Origin of the sequence: Spirosoma endbachense (assembly GCF_010233585.1) — a bacterium.
GTDB classification, from domain to species: Bacteria; Bacteroidota; Bacteroidia; order Cytophagales; family Spirosomataceae; genus Spirosoma; species Spirosoma endbachense.
In genome coordinates this window covers 7,585,919-7,605,826 of the sequence record NZ_CP045997.1, presented here as the reverse complement: position 1 = coordinate 7,605,826, position 19,908 = coordinate 7,585,919, and the positions used below count along the sequence as shown (strand labels likewise).

Here is a 19,908-nt window from a genome sequence, read left to right as displayed (position 1 = left end):
AGCTAAACCTCAACGGCAAGCCGTCGGGGTTTTACCCATTTTTGACCCTGTAAAGGTAGGGATTGCAACCCTAAAGAAAAACCCAAAACGGAATTAGTAGAAAAAAAACAGCCCCGCTGCGTTTACGATGATCTACTTTTATTGCCTGTTACTCAACCTCATACTCCTTTTCAGCAGAAAAATACGCGTATGACCAAGGTCTATCCATAAAAAAACCGCTGCGTTTGTGAAAACGCAGCGGAGAATTGGGGTGCGACCAGACTTGTCCGAAAAATCTTATCGCATAAGTTGAGAATCTATAAGCCAATAAGCCCTGAGGCTATCGACATGCACTTGCCAGTGGCTTAGTGCTTAATGTCAATGCGTGTTGCGAATTGCTTCTGATCCGGGCCTACGATAAACGTGTAAGCACCATCGGGCAGAGATGACAGATCGAACCGACGAACTGAACCTTTGAATGAATCTGTTTGAACCAGAACGTTCTGCGCATCATAGATGGCGACATTCGCTTCTTCTACATTCTTGGCAGGTAGATTCACTTCAAACTTATTCTTGCCGTAAGACGATACGGTAGGCTGCACCAGTTGTTTCTGGTTGCTTTCATCGAGGATCACCGAGTTTCCTTTAATCGTCAATACTTGCGACATCCAGTACGTATCGTTGGTGGCTGTTACAAAATACTGACCGTCGGGCAGTCTGTTCAGGTTGAATGAAGTAACTCCCTTTTGGCTCTTGGAAACGATTCCACGATAGAGCAGGTTGCCGTCGGCATCGATGATGGACACGTCAACAGGCTCTGTCGTTTGGGTATATAAACGCACTTTCTTTTGCTCGGACTTCTCAACATTTACCCCGTTTACGACCAAACCATTGTCGGCTTTAGCATCTCCCATGCCAGCCAGACCCCATACTGAAAGTAGTACAGCAATTGATAAACGGAACTGTTTCATTGGACTTTAATTTATATTTTTCCGTGACAAAGGTGCTATAATCAGCCTATCTAATGCAATAGATCAGTGGTCAAAAAGCACCTTTTAAGGCAAAATTCTTTTAAAAAGTCAATTCATTATAGGCAAAATAGGCTAGTTATTAGAAAAGTACAATAAGTCCCTTTAAATTGCGCATGATTTGTATTTTTCTAATAATTCTAATTTTTAGGACTATCCATTTTGTGAGGACTAATTTTCATACAAAAAGTACAATTCACTCAAGAAACTCGTAAAATCTAGCGTGTCCTGAACAGCCATAGAAATGGGGTACACAACGATCAGGAACGGCTGCAACTAGATTTCGGGTCGCTATCAGCTAATTAACCAACCATGCCTTTTTGCCGTTGTAAACGATAGAAAAAAGTCAAAAGGGTATTCGAAAACCTCCCGCTCACCCGTCAGAATAATTCGTTATGAAAAATCATTTCTATTGTGTGCTTCTCTTTTGGATCAGCACCTTTCCCGTTTTTGCCCAGGCTATTTCCTATCCGTATCCAATGAAGTATTTATCAATACGACAGGAGCAAAAAACCATACGAATGGCCTATATGGATGTGGCTCCAGCGGGTAAGTCGACCGTAGGAACAGCGATTCTTTTTCACGGCAAAAACTTTTCAGGTACTTATTGGCGGGATGTTATAAACTTTCTGAGCAAATCAGGCTATCGGGTTATTGTGCCGGATCAGGTTGGCTGGGGCAAATCGGACTACCCAGATCTGCATTATAGTTTTCACGCACTGGCAGCCAACAACAAACAATTACTTGATTCACTTAAAATTAATAAAGCCATTGTTATTGCTCACTCCATGGGCGGTATGCTGGCAACACGCTTTACCCTACTCTATCCAGACCGCGTCAGTAAGCTAATCCTGGAAAACCCGATTGGACTGGAAGATTACCGGACCTTTGTTCCCTATTCGCCTATTGACAGTTTATATAAAGGTGAGTTAGCGGCTACGTATGAATCCTATAAAAAGTATCAGCAGAGTTATTACCCGGAATGGAAACCTGCCTATGAAGAATGGGTACGGGCTCAGGCTGCGGCTCTAACTGATCCGCGATTCAGGCAAATTGCCTGGGTAAATGCATTGACCTACCAGATGATATACGAGCAACCCGTGTGCTATGAATTCAACCGGATTAACGTGCCGACCCTCTTGATCATCGGTCAGGCCGACCGCACTATTGTTGGTAAGGCTCGCGTGCCCAAAGCGCTGGTCAACCAGCATGGTCAATACCCGGATTTGGGCAAACGCACACAGAAACAAATACCGGGCAGTCAATTACTGGAACTCCCTGACGTGGGTCACATCCCGCATGTTCAGGCTATCGATGCTTTCAAAAAGGCAGTACTGGGTTTCCTGAAATAAGGCGTGTTTGAACCAGGGCGTGTCGGCACCCATGATTTAATTTATTAAGGGTTTTCGTTTGGAGCCACTGACGGTCGTTGCCGTGCCACCGCAGCCGCGGACGGTGGTTACTAATCATGTGCAAACAAACCGTGGCACGGCAATGACCGTCAGTGGCTCCAAACGAAAACCCTATTTTGGTAAACCAACTCTCCATAGCTGCCCTTTTTTGTGAAAGGAAATGACGACAAGCATGTTCAGAAACGGGATAAATGCGAAATTTACAGCATGAAAAACGTTTGCTTAACACTTTTAGCCGTCAGTCTGCTAACCGCCTGTGGTCGGACCGAAAAAAAACAGGATGAAGCCACACAGTCCTCTACTGCCGCAGCCGAATCAGCACCGTCGCCCAAACCTCAGAATTGCCTGTCGATTATTGAGAAAGACAAATTGGGTAAATCGAACGAGTATCAGGAGTCGGCGAAATCGATAAAAGTTACGCTGACACTAGACCAGGATACCAGCACCATGCCAACTGCCCAGGGGTGTTATTTTAATAACAGCGTTACGGTGCTGGCTACAAAAAAGTCGGGGAGTCGCGTTTTTAAACGGACCTTACTAAAAGATGACTTACTGTATTTTACCAAAATCGACGAACCCATTCAGAAAGCTATCCTGCAAAATGCCCTTTACAAGCCAACCTTCAATGGCCAGAAATACATAACACTGACCATGCGATTGAAAGAGCCCGGCAGTAAAAAGACAATGGATTACACCGTATATATGAATTACTTTGGCGAAATTGTTAAAGTTAAATAACACACAGGTAATTGCAGCCCGACAGTAGGTTGCCTCAGCACCAGCGGTGCATCTGGATTTAATTAGATTTATAAAGCTGGGTAATTCCTGGCCGTATCATCCAGCACAAGTACCCAGTCCTGGCCATACCCCTTTGATGGAGGAGCGAATTGTTGCGGCTTCTGGTTATCGAACGTACCGGCGGGCTGGGTTTTGCCCGTGCGCGGATCGAACCAGATTGCCTTGATGTTCTTGCCGGAAATTTTGCCAGAATTGACCGTGAAGGGCTTTCCAATTGCAGTATAAATAAATGCATAATCGTTTCCTCTCGTAGCCTGAATCCGTTCGGCAGGGCCAAGGTCATTTTCTACAATCATCGACTGGTCGGGAACACGATCGAGCAACGGACGAGCCGTTAGCAAGCGTTTAACGTGAGTCATCTGGTTAGCGCCGGGCAGATCAAGAGCCTCCTGCCAGAAAATATGCGGATTATTAACCGCAGGCCGTTTGGCACTGTACATCTGCCAGATGTCGTGGCAGCCATAAGTGTGCCCATGCGCCCCGGCAAACAGGTCCAGGTAGGCATACAGGCGCACATCATAGGCGTTGGACGTACCCAGATCTTTCGCATTGAAGCAAACCGGATGGTCTTCATAGATCGGTTCAGCATCCATTGTGGGCTTGATTGGCTGGCGGTTATACGACACCGTGATGTGGTCATACATGGGTGTAAAGCGGCAATGCCCATTCTGGTGCATAGTAAAGTCAAACCACGGCTCATTTTGAAACCATTTCGACGCCCCTCCTTCCATACCATTCGGCTGGGGGTGGTATGTGATTAACGCTTTATCGGTTCCACCAACTCCTTCCTGAATACCATCGGCCATTGCCCGCCAGATCGCTACATCCTGCGATCCATCACGCGGATTGCGGTCACCACCCAGAATCCAGACGATATTGTCGCGGTTTTTGTAGCGATTACCAATGTAGCGACCATATACCAGGGCGTTGCCCGTATTGAAAATTTCCGGCCCTTGTCCCCAGGAGTTCTTGAATACTTTATCCCCCCAGGTCGGTAGAAATCCAATGACGATACCATACTGGGCCGCCTTATCGACAATGTAATCGACGTGCTTGAAGTAGGCTTCATTGGGCGTTGCCGGATCGTTGTTGATAAGCGGCACTTCGCCGTAAGGATTCTGCTCCTTAAGCCCATCGAACTCAGCAAGCGCTACGGCCTGTACGACCGTAAATCCCTGTTCGGCCCGCCGTTTGAGGTATTGATCGGCCTCTTCGCGGTTGAGTCGGTGAAATAACTCCCAGGCTGTATCGCCAAGCCAGAAAAATGGCGTGCCGTTCTGGTGAACCAGGTATCGTTTATTGTCGGATACTTTCAGTCGACCATTGGTAAACGGCTGTTGCGCCAGAAGTAGTCCCTGCATCAGCAGCAATCCGGTCAGAATGAGGAGTTTTTTCATAAAGAGGAACAAGGGCTAATTTTCTATTGACAATGAGTTTAAGCACTGTCAATAGATTTCAGCCAGCAAAATAAGCTTTTCATCAGAAAACCTGAAGAAGGCTTTCAAGATGGGGACGACTCAACTAAATAAAGCGACAGGATCAATTTACATCAGTAGCTGAACTGGTCGTTTCCCGGTCAGTAAGGCAGGCAATGATAACAAGAATAACAGCAAGTACGGCGGCCACTGTCCGGATCGCATGCAGCCTGTTCCAGGGTGCTTCAAACCTGGCTCGTTGCGCCGTAACCTCTTCAGCCGAAGCGGTTTGTATCGAAAACGCATCCAGTGCATCATTCAGCGGAACGTTCCCTAAAATAGTGACGCCGAACGTGCCGATCAGGTATACAATGGAGGCACACAGCAACAGCCAGAAACGACCTGAGACGGGCTGCTGATAATGGCTCCAGGTACTGAGTGGTAACAGAATGGCCGTTCCCATAAAGCCGACAAAAAAGACAGGATTCAATATAGCCCGGTTAATGGACTGCATGGCAGATAGATACGCGACGTCGGATAAACGACCCAGTCCGGGATTGACCGAGCAGGAATACGCGTAAAAAAGGCCGCCCATCAGGGCAGTCGTTGTTGCCGCACTGGCGAGGGTGATCGTTTGTAAGGTTGGCATACGCTAGTAGCATCTAACGAGTGGCCCAGATACCACTGGCGACTGTTTTGTGAATAAATTCGGCGAAATCGGTTGGTTTCCTGTCCAGAACCTGTTCTACTCCATTGGCTACGGTGGCGTTCCGGCCATCCATGACTTCGGTAAATAAATAAGTCAGTAACGTTATATACTCGTTTGGCACACCATATTCTGTGAGCGCGGCAACGTATGCTTCGCCAGAAATCTGCTCATACTGAATTGATTGTCCTGTTGTAGTAGCGATTTCCCGAATAGCCTCCTCGAAGGTTAGCAGTCTCGGACCAGTCAATTCATAAAGTTGATTCGTATGCCCGGCCTCGGCCAATACGGTAACAGCGACGTCAGCAATGTCGTCTACATCAATGAACGGTTCGCCAATGTTTCTGACCGGAAGAGCCATATACCCACCCAGAATCGGGTCCAGCAGGTAACCTTCGCTAAAATTCTGGCAAAACCAGCTCGCTCTCAGAATCGTCCACTCGGCACCGGAATTCATTACGGCCTGCTCGCATTCCTCCGCTTCTTCCTCGCCCCGGCCCGACAATAAGACTAATTTCTGCGTGCCATTTTTTACGGCGGTTTCGGCAAACGAACGAATGCTGTCTACCGCCCCAGGCACAGCCAGATCGGGTTGAAATGTGATATAAACGGTATGGATATCCTGAAGCGCTAGCTCCCACGTCGCCTGATCCAGCCAATCGAATGCGGGCTCTCCCGAACGCGATCCGATCCGAATGGGCCAATTGCGTTGCGTGAGCCGATGCGCAACCCTGCTTCCTGTTTTACCGGTTCCTCCTAAAATCAGGATTTTTTTCTCTGTACTTCCCTGTGTGTTGTTCATTTTTCGTTCCGTTTCTGCGAATTCCATTCGAGTTTTCGGGTCAAAACTACCATGGCAGCAACCGGTGAAATAGAACAAAACCGACAGACGGCTATTTAATCAGTTCAGGGAAATTCTCAGCCACCTCATTCGACTGTTTTCGAAATTGATCCGGTGAGAATCCGGCAAATTCCTTAAAAGTCCGGATAAAATGAGAATGGTCGGCATAGCCATTGTCGAACGCTATGTCAGAAAGTTTTTCATAGTCATTGTTCCTCAATTGGTCTAATGATGCCTGGAAACGGCAGATTCGGGCATATAACTTAGGCGAAAGGCCGACCCACTGCCTGAATTTTCGTTCGAAGCTTCGTTCGGTTACGTTCAGTTTATCCTGTAATTCTTTCAGGGAAATAGTGCCTTTTGAATGGGCTATCTGGGCCAGAGCATAGCCCATTATGGTATCCTGCTGCGTATTATTTTGCTCGATCAGCCGCAATAAATAAGCAGATAGCCAGTCAATCTGATCGGATAGCGAGGAGACAGGTAGCACATTTTCGGACAGAAAAATAGCCTCTTTTCTAGTCAGGAAACGTAAATCAACGCACGAGTCGGTCAATTCATGGGCATCGAGGCCGAAAATGGATTTCAGCGCATTCGGGTAGAAAAAGACCCCAATTGTCCTGAATGCTTCGGTGGAGGAGATTTCTGTAGGCAAAGTGGATTGTCCATACAGGAAAATGTCGGGCAATTGCTTGTCAAACTGGTAGAGTGTTCCGTTACCGGCATATTGCAACATTAGACCGGGCGATCCGTCGACAATCGTCTTAAAGGTTTTTGGCTCAGTATCAGTAGGTAAACTTTCCAGGCGCCAGAAATAACGGACATAATTTTTAAGATAGTCGGGCGGTAGTATCTGTTCGTATATCATCACGTTTATCGGTCATGACCCTACTGCCAATACCTGAATTTCAGGAACCCAGCTATGGTAGCTCTACACTCACTTGACTGGAAATACTATACCAAAGACCAGAAATCGGCTCCTATAGTTGCCTTGGCCCGTATGGTTTATATAAATAGGCCGAATCCATTTTAAATTCAGTCGTTCTGACCGCCATACGGTGGCTTCCCGACTGATTGCAGTGTCGAGCAATTTTGCGAATAGCAAGTACTTAATTATTGGCATTCGAATCAATTATTTTGTTCAATCCTTTGCGGTTTTCTTCTTAATTTACCCCAATTCTCCTCAAAAGAGCGAAATGAATTACTGTTTTGTCAGATAAGTAGCATTCGGTAAATTATTAGCCCCAATAACCTAAACTTGCAGAACAGGCAGTAAGCCATAAGCAATGAGTAGATTACCGTATCCTGCTGATCGGTCAAGGCTCGACAACTAAAATGGTATTAGGATTTACTATATCAAACTACGGCATACTACTTCGCTTATGCTTTTATACGATAACTATGCTCTGTATAGCTTCAATTACCCTCAAAGCCCAATCGTATGGGCTGCGTTTTGCAGGGCAGGAAGAAATACAGGATAATCGTACTTCCCTGAATCTTACCCCAGAAAAGCCTTTATGCCTCAATGGAACGGTTGACATTACGTTTGACTTATCGCTGGCCTCAAGCTATACAACCTATTTTGGGTACATTTTCAGAATCATACAGAATGAAAAGCAAAATCTTGACTTACTGTACGAACAAAAATCGAAGAGTTTTAAAATCATTATTGGGGAGCGATTTTCTAAGTCCGTCATAAAAATTGACTCGGCTCAATTGTTCGACCACTGGAATCGGTTCAGAATACAGATCGATCTAAAGAATAGCACAATACTCGTCTACGCCAACAACAAGCTGATTATCAGAGACCAGGTCCCGTTCGGCGAAGGCGATTGCTTTACAATTTTTTTCGGGGGCAATGAATTCAGGAATTTCAAATCCAAAGATTTGCCACCCATGAATTTGAAAGATATAACGATATCGGAAGATGGCAAACGGAGGTATCATTGGCCTTTAAACGAGTTGAAAGGCACTACAGCAACCGATGAACTTGTGGGACAAACGGCTTCCGTTAAAAATCCCATCTGGATCAAATCGCTGCATAATGAGTGGAAATTAGCCAAACAATTTACGGTAAATGGCAGTGCCTGTGTAGCGTTTGATCCTGCTTCAGAAACGGTACATGTAATCGGCTCCGACATCCTCTATCGGTACTCTGTCCGAAGTCGTCAGGGGGAAGCGTTGCCGCAAAAAAACTCTCCTCCGAGCTTTTTGCCGGGCAATCAGGCCATTTTTAATCCATCTACCGGCAAACTTTATAATTATTACATAGATCAAAAATCCATCTCTGCCTTCGATTCTGTTTCCAGAAGCTGGAAAAGTGAGACCCTTACCCCTAAATATACCATTGCAACTGAGTATTGGCAGGCTAATAAGTTCATTGCGGGTTCTGGCTCGGACTTGTACATTCTGGGCGGATACGGCCAGTTGACGTATAAAAACAGTATTCATCGGTATCACTTTGCAACCAAAAAATGGGAAACGATCCCAACCAAAGGGAATGTTTATTCGCCCCGTTATTTAGCGGCATTGGGCACAACACCCGGTGCCGATACGGCCTATCTGATTGGTGGATACGGTAGCCTGACGGGCGAGCAAATGCTTAACCCCAAAAGCACTTACGACCTCCTGGAATACATAGTTAAGGAAAACACATTCAGAAAGCTTTACGAGCTTCCCGTTCCGAAAGCAGACTTTGCGTTTGCCAACTCGCTGATCATTGATTCAAAATCAAACCGTTTCTACGGGCTCATCTTTCCAAATCAACAATTCAAATCACACCTTCAGCTTATTCGTGGGTCGTTATCGAAACCGACCTATGAGCTGGTGGGCACCTCCATTCCGTATCAGTTTCACGATACGCATTCCTATTCAGACCTGTACTTTTGCCCGACCAGCCATCAGTTAGTTGCTGTCACGCTTTATCGAAATGAAAAGAATACCGCTGCAATAAAGAATACAACAGATGTAAAACTTTACACGATTTCTTTTCCCCCGAATGCCCTGGAACCTACCCCTTCTGCTGAAAAGCAGTCCTTCAAGACGTATTGGCTTTGGATTCTGGCTGGTCTGGTTGCAGGAGGGCTTGTACTCATCTATGCACGTCGGCGTCGCCAGTTGGAATCACAGAGGCCTCACCCAAATTTGCTGTCCGAGCAATCACCCGCCAGAGGAGTGCCTGTTGACGAACCTTCGCTTGCCAGCAATTTCGTTGACAAGCCTGTGTTCAGGGCAAGTGTTTATCTCTTTGGCAATTTTCAGGTATTTGATCATTCAGGTTCCGATATCACTAAATTATTTACTCCCCTACTTAAAGAGCTTTTTTTGCTACTGGCATTAAACAATATTGGCAAGCAACGGGGAGTGCCTTCCGAAAAACTCAATGAAATACTCTGGCCCGACAAGTCAGGCCGGGATGCAAGCAATAACCGATCGGTCAACATTGCCAAGTTGAGGAGTATACTCGAAAAAGCTGGCCCCTGCTCGCTCTCAAAGGAGTCGGGCTATTGGAACATATTGTTTGATTTTAACCAGATTTACGTTGATTATGAGCGCTATATGGCCATCATCAACAATAAAGCAACGCTCACGAAACAAACGATTATTGAACTGGAGGAGATCACTAAACGAGGCTCTTTTTTACTCAATACTGAATATTATTGGCTGGACGATTTTAAAGCGGATATTTCAAATAACATTATCAACACGTTCCTTCAATATGCGGATAAACTGAATATCAATGATGATCCTGAGTTTCTGATTCAGTTAACCAATTTCATTTTTTACTACGACCCGGTCAATGAAGATGCCATCATCCTGAAATGCAAATCACTGGCATTAATGGGAAAGCATACTTTGGCCAAGAATGCCTTCGAAAAGTTTACCAGAGACTATAAGATCATTTATGGTGAAGACTATAAACAGTCATTTTCGGCGTTTATGGACTAGGGTATTCTATTCCCGTCTCCAGGCCTACTCCCGTAAGCCAATCGCCGGTTTTCATCTTTTTTTCCTATAATCTCCCGATTTACTTCCAAATTAAGCATTTATTAAGATTTTTTTAAGAGGAGCTTCCTTAATTTGCGCCAGATTAATCTATAAAAATACTCATTTTGTCTAATTCTCCCGGCTGGCCAATTTCAGCATGGAGGCAATGATTAAACAGAATACCTAAAACTCGTTTAGTTTTTGTGGTTGGGTGAACATAAGCGACAGATTGTGCTGATTGTCTTTGTCAACCAAGTCATTCTTAAACATGAATCTTTCTTAAGATGGGTGTTATCAGGAAAATGTATTCAATGATCAGTAATCCGGAAGAAAAGCCGGAGGAGTTGGCGCTGGATGCCCTGTTTAAAGAATTCTATGACCGCCTTGTCTATTTTTCCCTTCAACTAGTTCGAGACCAGGCCCAGGCTCAGGACATTGCACAGGATGCATTTATCAAATACTGGCAGGAAAGAGATTTCGTCCTCGCCAATAAAGTAGCAGTAAAAAACTATCTGTACAGTACCGTTCGCCATGCCAGCCTTAATGTCATACGCCACAGTAAGGTAGTCGATGATTACCTCCTGCAACAGGGAACGAACGAGCCCGAGGAGCATAGCATTATGGATGCGATCATTTCCTCTGAAGTCATCGCTGAACTTCACGCAGCCATCGACGCTTTACCAGAAAACTACCGCGTCGTTTCGGTAATGAGCTATCTGGAAGGAAAGAAGAACCAGGAGATAGCCGATGAATTAGGCATTTCGATTAATACCATCAAAAAGCAAAAATACCGGGCACTCGAATTGCTAAAAGTAAGCCTTTCGCCCGAACTATTCGGCGTGGTACTCCTCCTGGACACGGTTTCTTTTTAGAGTAACCAGGAGCGATGAGAAAAAAAACAAAAAATCCTGCCTTAGTCATTCATTTTAATTAGCTCTGAAAATCAGACCATTATACTATGATTTTATTGATTTTTTCTTGATCCAAAAAAATATTTCCTTAAAATTTATCTCCCCTTTATCCTATTTCCTCCTTCGCGTGTCTCTATGATGTAATGCAGCATTATGGAAGACTATAGCGGCTATTTCAGACAAGGGGACCTGATTGCGAAGCACCTTAAAGGCGAACTAACCTCTCAGGAAAAAGCGGAGCTGGATGATTGGGTTGCGCAAAGCGATCACAACCGGGCGCTATTCGAAAAGCTGACCGAAAAAGGAAATCTCAACAACGAGTTCGACCAGTTTGCTACATCAGGCAAAGAAGAAGCCTGGGAAAGAGTAGCCAATGAAACGGGATTTACTAAATCCAGGCGAATTACGTATATAGGTAGTCGTTTCGCCAGGCTTGTCGTGGCAGCCCTGGTGATCATTATATCGGGCGTATTTGTTTATCAGTTAACCTTCCGGTCAAAGCCTGCCAGGCAGGTTGCCCAACAAACCGACATTCTACCCGGAGGAAGTAAGGCAATACTAACGCTGGACGATGCATCACAAATAGTTCTGGACGATGCAACGAATGGTGAAATTGCGAGACAGGATGATATGGTCATTACCAAAACCGCTGATGGTCAGATCATGTACGATGGTTCGAAGTCGGCGGAAACACCTCCCGACGGAAAATCAGATCTATCCTATAATACAATTACTACTCCGCGCGGAGGAAAATTCCGGGTGATTCTTCCCGACGGAAGTAAGGTTTGGCTGAATGCTGCTTCGTCACTGAAATACCCAACTACGTTTCGGGGTCGGGAACGAACCGTTGCCTTAAATGGGGAGGCCTATTTTGAAATAACACACGTTACTAGTGGCTCTAGTGAAGCCATACCGTTTCGGGTGCGTTCGGCCGGACAGGTTGTGGAGGTAATAGGCACCCACTTTAACATCAATAGCTATTCTGATGAGAGCAGTATAAAAACCACGCTGCTCGAAGGAAAGGTAAAAGTTATCAAAACACAGCCTAGTGTTTCAAAAACGGTCAGCGAGGGAAGCGCATCGGCTATCATTCTAAAACCAGGCGAACAGTCACAGCTGGCGTCAGGCAACAGACCCAGACTTAATCGAATTGACCACGCCGATCTGGAAGAAGCAGTGGCCTGGAAGAATGGGCAATTTCAATTTAAAGACACTGATTTACCGACGATTATGCGCCAGATAGCCCGCTGGTACGATGTAGAGGTGGCTTTTCAGGGAAAATTGCCGGACAAAAAGTTCAGAGGTAAGATTTCCAGAGATGTGCCCCTGTCTCAAATTTTTCAGATTCTGCAATTAAGTGGTGTAAACTTTAAACTGGACGGACGAAAAATCACGGTTAAATCATGATCGACAATGGCCAGTCTGGGCAAGGCCTGGAGTAGCCACAGGCTATCTTAATAAAAAAGCCGGAACGTGTTGCGAGCACTTCCGGCATGAAGCTTAGGATAACCTACCTGTAAAAAACAGGAAGAGATGTAAAACGATTGACGTACAAGCTTTTACTAAACCCCAAACTCTTACAAAAGTATGAACTATTCTACTTTTTACCTACGGCTATGCATGGCAGATCCGTGGGGGCAACTTAAGAAATCTATCAATTCCCGATTGGCTGACATTAGTCCTGGAATGAAACGAAAATGGATTATGCGACTCAACTTTACCGGCATACTCTTATTGGCAGCCTGCCTGCATATTTATGCGGCCGGTTATAGTCAACGTATTTCAATTAATGAACGTAATGCTCCCCTCGAAAAGGTGCTGGATAAGATTGAGAAACAGAGTGGTTACTCATTCTTTCTACAAACGGAGCTGCTGACGAAAAGCAATAAGGTGTCCCTGCACCTCAAAAATGCGACCCTGGAAACGGTACTGGATGAATTATTCAAAAACCAGCCGCTGAGTTATTCCATCGTTAGCAAAACCATTGTTATCAAACGAAAAGAAGAATCGCTGCTTGATAACAGAACGAATGCGTTATCGCTACAAACGGCCGAAGTAAGAATAGGGCTTAAAGTGGAGCCAGGTGCAGAATCGGAGAGAAAAACGTCGGATATAATGACCGACAAAGTCCAGAGTATCAAGAGTGCGCTCGCCCCAATTACCGGTAGGGTTACCGACGAAAAAGGCGAAGGTTTGCCTGGCGTAAGCATTGTTGTTAAAGGAACGCAAAAAGGAACGACAAGCGATACCAGAGGGCAGTTTCAGCTTGAGGTGACCGATAGAGGAGCAATTCTGGTCTTTAGTTTTGTCGGCTACGAAAGTCAGGAGGTTCCCATCGGAACACAGACCACACTGAACGTGACCCTAAAGGTTAGCGAACGTGGCTTGCAGGAAGTTGTGGTGGTCGGCTATGGCGAACAACGCAAAAGTGATGTTACGGGTGCAACGAGTACGGTAACGGCCAAGGAGATTGCCAAACGGCCACTCGTGCGGGTTGAGCAAGCCTTGCAGGGTACAACATCCGGGGTAGTCGTGGCCAGCAGCAGCGGCCAGCCAGGGCGTGGTCTCAGTGTTCGGATACGGGGGTCAAACTCCATCACCGGCTCCAATGATCCACTCTATGTGATCGACGGGTTTATCGGCGGGAACATCGAGTCCATCAACCCCAATGATATTGAATCACTGGAAATCCTTAAAGATGCCTCTGCAACAGCTATTTATGGGTCCAGAGGATCAAATGGCGTTGTACTCATTACCACAAAATCGGGTCAGGAAGGAAAGGCAAAGGTTAATTTCAGCACGTGGTTCAGTAGAGCCAGTATGCCAAAAAAACTGAGCTTGATGAATGCCTACGATTTCGCCCGTACCGTCAATACGCAGTTTACATCGACCGGAAATCCACCCGCTTTTTCGGATGATCGACTTCAGACGTTGAGGGCAAATGGTGGCACCGACTGGCAAAACGAACTGCATCAGGAACCGTTGTTACAGAATTATCAGCTCGATGTATCGGGTGGATCTGCCAATGTCAAATACCTGCTGTCGGCTAATTACCTCGATCAACCTGGCTTGATTCTCAACCAGTATTATAAGCGAACGACCTTACGGGCCAATATCGATGCCAGGATCAATGACCGGATAAACCTCAAGTTCAACGTGGCTGCGGTGCTGCCGCAAAACCGGAATACCAACTACTCCGGCGACTTGACGGACCCATTTACGCAGGCAACCGAATGGGACCCGACCTCCCCTGTTCGCGATCAGACGGGCGCGTTTATCCTCACAGCGCCCTATGCCTCAATTCAGTTTAACCCGGTTGCCCGAGCGACCAGCCAGTTCGATGAAAGCCGGAATACCAACCTTGCCGGAACGGGCATATTGACGTACCGCATTCTCGACGGACTTACGTTTACCACAAACACGACCTATCAGGTATCATCGCCCTTTAATCAGACTTTGTTTGGTCCGGGAACGGGTAATGGCGTATTGTATGCGCAGGTAAATGCTTCCAGAAACTGGAATTTCCAGAACAGTAACTTCCTGACCTACAAGGCCAATTTTGGCGATCATGGCCTGACTGTAACCGCACTCTATGAACAGCAGCAGGGACAGGGGATGTCCGTGAATGCCCGAGCCAATAGTTTATCGACCTATGCGCTGGGTTATTATAATTTAAGCCTGGGCACAACGCAGCAAACTTCGTCAGGTTATTCGGCCGATGCCCTGCAATCGTACATGGGTCGGGTCAACTATGCGTATAAAGACAAGTACCTGCTCACAGCCAGTGTTCGTACGGATGGTTCGTCGCACTTAACGCAGAAATACAGCACATTTCCCTCGCTGGCTTTGGGCTGGAATTTATCCAAAGAGGCTTTCATGCAGAACTCGAAGCTGTTCTCTGATTTAAAAGTACGTGCCAGCTACGGGCAGACCGGTAACCAGGCCGTTGGAGCCTACGCTACTATTGCCCAGGTTACGACAGGTGGCACCCAACCGGCTTATTATTATGATGGCACGACACCGAGCGTTGCAACACCTCTGGGAGCACCGGTATCGAGCAGCCTGAAATGGGAAACAACAACCCAATATGACGCCGGTATCGATGCTTCGTTTTTAAACGGCCGTATACGGTTCACGGCGGATGTCTATCAGAAAAATATATCAAACCTCCTCTACAGCTACCAGGCACCGTTCTACCTGGGTGGTGGCAATTATCTCCGAAATATTGGTAGTGTTGAGAATAAAGGGCTCGAATTTTCGCTCAGTGGAACGCCGGTTTCGGTGGGTAAACTTCGCTGGACCAGCAACTTCAACATCTCCTTTAACCGGAATAAGGTAATCGATCTGGGTGGCCTCGACAATGTTATCGTAAACGGTGTCGGTTCTGCCCTCAACAGTGCTTCTATTCTGCGGGTCGGTCGTCCGCTGGGTGAGTTTTACGGCTACCAATTCCTGGGAACCTGGAAAACGAGTGAAGCCGATCAGGCCGCCCAATTTGGCATGAAACCGGGCGATGCCAAATACGTTGACGTGAATAATGACCACGCTTACACGGCTGCCGATCGCATGCCCATTGGCAACGGTACGCCCAAGTATTCATTCGGATTTATCAACGACGTAAGCTATGGCAATTTCACCCTGAGCTTTATGTTCCAGGGCACGCACGGCAACCAGATTTACTCGCAGACTCTGGCTTATTTGTGGGGTGGTCTGGGCGATCAACGGAACGCTACAACCACCGACGCGCTGAATATCTGGACATCCAGCAACCAGACCGATAATCCGGCATTCAGCAACACCAGCAAGAATTTCAACAACAGCAGCCGCTACGTATACGATGGCAGCTATACGAAACTGAAAAATCTGTCGCTGACGTATCGTATTCCCGACAACCTGCTCAACAAGGCAAAGATTCGTAACCTCGAAGTATATGTGAGTGGTCAAAACCTCTTCACAATCACCAAATACCCAGGCTATGATCCGGAAGTATCGAATGGTACCAATGCCATTACCCAGGGCCTGGAAATGGGCGTTATCCCAAACCCAAGAACCTATACGGTAGGCTTACGGCTTGGTCTGTAATCAGTGTTTGTCCGTTTTAGAACCCGACTAAGAGACATAATCATGAACACCAAATATTCACTTATACTCGTATTCCTTGTCCTGATTCTGACTGGTGGCTGTCAAAGTCTTACCGAGGACCCCAAAGGCAGCTTAACGCCCGGAACTTACTTTAAAACGCAGGCGGATCTGGACGCGTCTGTTTCGGCCATTTACATCCAGTTTGCCCGCGATGGTGCCTGGGGATTTACGAACCGAAGTACGTCCTATTTCGGGTCCGATGATTTCACCACTGATCCCGGCCTCAATAAAGAAGATTTTCGCCTGTTCGATCGCTTAAGTGGCGGTAGCGGTAATGGCAGTCTGGTGGCGCAATGGCAAGGGCCCTGGCAGGGTATTTACCAGGCCAACAACGTGATTGCCAATTATGCCAAAGTGAATTCAACCGACGTGTTGAAAAATCAGGCTGCGGGTCAGGCGTATTTCCTGCGGGCATTGGGCTACTTTTATTTAGTGAGAACCTTTGGGCCCGTACCGATCATTCTGACGCAGATTGACGTGAATGATCGACCTCCCAGAGATGCCGTCGATAAAGTTTATGCCGCCATTATCAGCGATTTACAGAAAGCGAAAGAGCTATTACCCGTTTCGTTTCCAGGTCAGCCGGGCAAGGCCAATCAAATGGCCGCACGGTCGCTACTGGCCGATGTGTATTTAAACATGACGGGCTGGCCATTAAATCAGGAAACCAATTACAAGCTGGCAGCCGACGAAGCAAATTTGGTGATGCAATCGGGGCAATTCAATGTAAATACGGCATATGCTACCGTTTTTTCCACAAACAACAGCCCCGAATCTATTTTCGGCTTTCAGTATAATGTGAGTGGCGGCCTTCCGCTTCGGAGTGCCGGTTCATCCTCTGTCCCACTCGACGAGGTAGCTACGAATGGCTCTAGTGGTTGGGATGATTATTATCCTGAAATCAATTTCTATAAAAACGCGCCAAAGTGCAGCCGGACCGATGCAACGTTTTATACGACGATCAAGCTGCGCCAGCCCGATGGCAAAACGTTTAAGCTGGTTCCCTGGGATTCGCCCGAAACCCACGCTGGTCACCCTTATTACAAGAAGTTTCGGGCCGGTCTGAATGGCGACGGAGTCTCGGAAACTGAAACGACCATTAACGCCATCAATCCAAGTACCAACAAAGTGTATGATGTGATTCGCTATCCGCTTGTTCTGTTAGCCTATGCCGAAGCCTCAGCAATGGCAGCCGGTGGGCCAACCGCTGCCAGTTATAGCGCTATCAATCAGGTCAGAAAGCGTGCCGGCCTACCCAACTTAACATCAGGGCTGTCGGCGCAGGCGTTTAGGGATTCGGTCGTGTATGAACGAGCTTACGAGTTTGCAGGTGAATTTGGGGTACGCTGGTTCGATATCGTACGGTTACAATTACTTCCAAAGATTATTGCGGCCCGAAGTCCATTAGAAAATCCGATTCCGGCAAACACCAACGTCAGTCAGAAGTACTTAGCTCCCATTCCCGTGAATGAAATGGCCAGAAACCCAGCCTGGACGCAGAATGATGGGTATTAACTAGCTTACTATTACTCAACTTCCCGAATGTTTAAACGTTCGGGAAGTTACAAAATATGATTCCAACGAATAGGCGAATTATTACGGCATAGATTTACTACAAATGAGCTCTGTAAAAGAATATAAGCCAGCACAAAAACAATCGCCTAAAAGGATCGTATTCTTTAAAATACTGAGTATTTTATTCTCAATTCTACTGCTCTATATTCTCGAATTTTCCCTTAAATTTTTTCATTACGGGCACGATTTACGATTATTTATTGAATCACCTGAAGACAAAAATTTCTTACAGCTAAATCCAGACGCATCGAAGAAATACTTTACCAATCAAAAAATTGCAACGACCGGAAATATTGAATTATTTAAGAAGAAAAAAGACCCAAATACGTTGCGAATTTTCATCCTTGGCGAATCAACTACAATTGGCTATCCTTATTTTCATAACGGGTCATTTCATCGCTGGCTTCAATATCGATTAAGCCATACATTTCCTGATCGCAATTTTGAAATTATCAATCTTTCGCTGACAGCTGTTAACTCCTACACCGTATTTGGTTTTGCAAAAGAAGTCGTTCATTATGAGCCCGATGCGGTACTGATTTATACCGGCCACAACGAATACTATGGAGCCTTAGGCGTTGGCTCTACCGAAAAGATAGGCAGTAACCCTGAACTTGTAAACCTGATCCTTTACCTGCGCCAGTTTCGGCTTGTGCAGCTAATAACCAACACCTACGAACAAATACAACGCGCTATTGGGGGGAATGCAGTCGACACCGGCGGAACCCGCATGAAGCTCATGGTTTCTGAGCAACAAATCCCCTATCAATCAACGCTTTACCAGATGGGAATTGAACAGTTTTATCACAACATGGATGAAACCCTAAAATTACTTTCTAAACGAAATATTCCTGTTTTCGTCAGCAATCTGGTCAGTAACGAAAAGGACTTAAAGCCGTTTGTCAGCTTCCCAACCGAAAACGTTAAACTCCCGGCTTTTAACCGAAATTATACGCCAGGTGTAGCCGCTTTTACAAGACAGAACTACGCCGAAGCCTACAGGTATTTTCAGGCGGCAAACCAGATCAATAACACCCACGCTCTTTGCACTTATTATTTAGGTAAAACCGCCTACGCACAAGGTAATTTCGGGCTGGCCAAAACCTATTTTACCAACGCGAAAGATCTGGATGGTTTACGATTCAGAGCACCCGAAAAACTCAATGAGCTGATTAGCCAATTGTGCCAGAAATATAGCAATGCTCATCTGGTCAATGCAAAAATCGAATTTGAAGCAAAGTCGGCAAATAAAATTATTGGTGACGAATTAATTCTGGAACACGTCCATCCTGACTTAATGGGTTATGCATTGTTGGCCGATGCCTTTTACAAGGCCATGAAAAAAGAAAAGCTGATCGCGGTCACTACAGAGAATGAGATGAGCTTTTCTCAATTGATTCAGGAAATGCCCATAACGAAAGTGGATTCATTAGCAGGGCTTTACAAGGTGAGTAATCTGAAGCGAAACTGGCCTTTTCGTGAGGTCATGTCCTCGCATCCCTATTCCATTAAAACAGTGGAAGAAAAGCTGGCTTATGGTGTAACGTCTCAGCAACTGGCATGGCCAGATGCCATCAGCCAGCTATATGACTATTACATCAATAACCATGAATTAGAAAAAGCGCGAAAGGTCGTTGAAACATTTGTGCTCGAATACCCAACCGATGCACGCTACTACGAAAAGGCAGCCATGTTAAGTGGCGAGTTAAAAGACGATGCGAAGGCTATTTTCTATTTTAAAAAGGCATTCGCCCTCGCGCCCTCTTTTGACAAAGCCAGATACCTCTTTGTGCTCTATCTCAGGCTCGACCGGCCTGCCGAGGCCATACCCTATCTGGATTATGCCATCCAGAATAACACCTCGCAATTCAATCTGAACCCTGTGAAAGCCTATGCGGAACAGGTTGTTCAGCTTAAACAGGCTTATGCAACAGACTCGACAAATCTGATTACCATAAACCAAATCGCCAATGCCTACTACCGCATGGACAACAAAAGTGGAGCGTCTAAGTATCTCCTGAAAATCCTGAAAATAGACGCTGATAACCCAAATGCCCTGGCGCTGATGGCGCAAATCAAGTAAAAAATCCAGTGTACGATGAGCATGCTCAAAA

13 protein-coding genes are annotated in these 19,908 nt (G+C 46.1%); 8 read left to right on the top strand and 5 right to left on the bottom strand.

The genetic code is table 11. The features are described from left to right. Window positions 1-344: 344 nt before the first annotated feature. Entirely contained in the window at window positions 345-950 is a 606-nt protein-coding gene (locus GJR95_RS30910; protein ID WP_162389532.1) for a T9SS type A sorting domain-containing protein, read from the bottom strand. A gap of 452 nt (window positions 951-1,402) precedes the next feature. Here GJR95_RS30910 and GJR95_RS30905 point away from each other — a divergent pair, with 452 nt between their 5' ends. Continuing rightward, window positions 1,403-2,359, top strand: a complete 957-nt coding sequence (locus GJR95_RS30905; RefSeq protein WP_162389531.1) for an alpha/beta fold hydrolase — start codon at window positions 1,403-1,405, stop codon at window positions 2,357-2,359. Window positions 2,360-2,626: 267 nt separating this feature from the next. Then, a complete protein-coding gene (locus GJR95_RS30900) occupies window positions 2,627-3,157 on the top strand; it encodes a hypothetical protein (RefSeq protein ID WP_162389530.1) in 531 nt (176 codons plus the stop codon). A gap of 68 nt (window positions 3,158-3,225) precedes the next feature. Here GJR95_RS30900 and GJR95_RS30895 read toward each other — a convergent pair whose 3' ends face one another. The 4 genes from GJR95_RS30895 to GJR95_RS30880 all read right to left on the bottom strand — a co-directional run bounded on the left by GJR95_RS30895 (window position 3,226) and on the right by GJR95_RS30880 (window position 7,047). Next, entirely contained in the window at window positions 3,226-4,614 is a 1,389-nt protein-coding gene (locus tag GJR95_RS30895) for a glycoside hydrolase family 140 protein (RefSeq protein ID WP_162389529.1), read from the bottom strand. Between the two features lie 142 nt (window positions 4,615-4,756). Then, window positions 4,757-5,281: an anthrone oxygenase family protein gene (locus tag GJR95_RS30890; RefSeq protein ID WP_162389528.1), complete on the bottom strand. Its 525-nt coding sequence runs from the start codon at window positions 5,279-5,281 to the stop codon at window positions 4,757-4,759. Window positions 5,282-5,294: 13 nt separating this feature from the next. Further along, window positions 5,295-6,167 (bottom strand): SDR family oxidoreductase, encoded by an 873-nt coding sequence (locus tag GJR95_RS30885; protein WP_232540914.1) that lies wholly within the window; start codon window positions 6,165-6,167, stop codon window positions 5,295-5,297. Window positions 6,168-6,231: 64 nt separating this feature from the next. Further along, on the bottom strand, window positions 6,232-7,047 hold the full coding sequence (locus tag GJR95_RS30880; RefSeq protein ID WP_162389527.1) for a helix-turn-helix transcriptional regulator: 816 nt from the start codon (window positions 7,045-7,047) through the stop codon (window positions 6,232-6,234). A gap of 533 nt (window positions 7,048-7,580) precedes the next feature. Between GJR95_RS30880 and GJR95_RS30875 the strand changes: the two genes are divergently transcribed. From GJR95_RS30875 to GJR95_RS30850, 6 genes are all read left to right on the top strand, one after another. After that, window positions 7,581-10,127, top strand: coding sequence for a galactose oxidase (locus GJR95_RS30875; protein ID WP_162389526.1), 2,547 nt, complete (start codon window positions 7,581-7,583; stop codon window positions 10,125-10,127). 341 nt (window positions 10,128-10,468) lie between these two features. Further along, on the top strand, window positions 10,469-11,038 hold the full coding sequence (locus tag GJR95_RS30870; RefSeq protein ID WP_162389525.1) for an RNA polymerase sigma-70 factor: 570 nt from the start codon (window positions 10,469-10,471) through the stop codon (window positions 11,036-11,038). Window positions 11,039-11,230: 192 nt separating this feature from the next. Then, window positions 11,231-12,484 carry a FecR family protein gene (locus GJR95_RS30865; RefSeq protein WP_162389524.1) on the top strand — a complete coding sequence of 418 codons (1,254 nt, stop codon included), beginning with the start codon at window positions 11,231-11,233 and terminating at the stop codon, window positions 12,482-12,484. Between the two features lie 180 nt (window positions 12,485-12,664). After that, window positions 12,665-16,159, top strand: coding sequence for a TonB-dependent receptor (locus GJR95_RS30860; protein WP_162389523.1), 3,495 nt, complete (start codon window positions 12,665-12,667; stop codon window positions 16,157-16,159). Between the two features lie 42 nt (window positions 16,160-16,201). After that, a complete protein-coding gene (locus tag GJR95_RS30855) occupies window positions 16,202-17,734 on the top strand; it encodes a RagB/SusD family nutrient uptake outer membrane protein (protein WP_162389522.1) in 1,533 nt (510 codons plus the stop codon). Window positions 17,735-17,837: 103 nt separating this feature from the next. Then, window positions 17,838-19,877 carry a GSCFA domain-containing protein gene (locus GJR95_RS30850; protein ID WP_162389521.1) on the top strand — a complete coding sequence of 680 codons (2,040 nt, stop codon included), beginning with the start codon at window positions 17,838-17,840 and terminating at the stop codon, window positions 19,875-19,877. Window positions 19,878-19,908 lie beyond the last annotated feature (31 nt).

Excerpts from the sequence above, each read along its gene's own strand:
- GJR95_RS30910 (WP_162389532.1), bottom strand. The coding sequence starts at position 950 with ATGAAACAGTTCCGTTTATCAATTGCTGTACTACTTTCAGTATGGGGT.
- GJR95_RS30905 (WP_162389531.1), top strand. The coding sequence starts at position 1,403 with ATGAAAAATCATTTCTATTGTGTGCTTCTCTTTTGGATCAGCACCTTT.
- GJR95_RS30900 (WP_162389530.1), top strand. The coding sequence starts at position 2,627 with ATGAAAAACGTTTGCTTAACACTTTTAGCCGTCAGTCTGCTAACCGCC.
- GJR95_RS30895 (WP_162389529.1), bottom strand. The coding sequence starts at position 4,614 with ATGAAAAAACTCCTCATTCTGACCGGATTGCTGCTGATGCAGGGACTA.
- GJR95_RS30890 (WP_162389528.1), bottom strand. The coding sequence starts at position 5,281 with ATGCCAACCTTACAAACGATCACCCTCGCCAGTGCGGCAACAACGACT.
- GJR95_RS30885 (WP_232540914.1), bottom strand. The coding sequence starts at position 6,167 with ATGGAATTCGCAGAAACGGAACGAAAAATGAACAACACACAGGGAAGT.
- GJR95_RS30880 (WP_162389527.1), bottom strand. The coding sequence starts at position 7,047 with ATGATATACGAACAGATACTACCGCCCGACTATCTTAAAAATTATGTC.
- GJR95_RS30875 (WP_162389526.1), top strand. The coding sequence starts at position 7,581 with ATGCTCTGTATAGCTTCAATTACCCTCAAAGCCCAATCGTATGGGCTG.
- GJR95_RS30870 (WP_162389525.1), top strand. The coding sequence starts at position 10,469 with ATGTATTCAATGATCAGTAATCCGGAAGAAAAGCCGGAGGAGTTGGCG.
- GJR95_RS30865 (WP_162389524.1), top strand. The coding sequence starts at position 11,231 with ATGGAAGACTATAGCGGCTATTTCAGACAAGGGGACCTGATTGCGAAG.
- GJR95_RS30860 (WP_162389523.1), top strand. The coding sequence starts at position 12,665 with ATGAACTATTCTACTTTTTACCTACGGCTATGCATGGCAGATCCGTGG.
- GJR95_RS30855 (WP_162389522.1), top strand. The coding sequence starts at position 16,202 with ATGAACACCAAATATTCACTTATACTCGTATTCCTTGTCCTGATTCTG.
- GJR95_RS30850 (WP_162389521.1), top strand. The coding sequence starts at position 17,838 with ATGAGCTCTGTAAAAGAATATAAGCCAGCACAAAAACAATCGCCTAAA.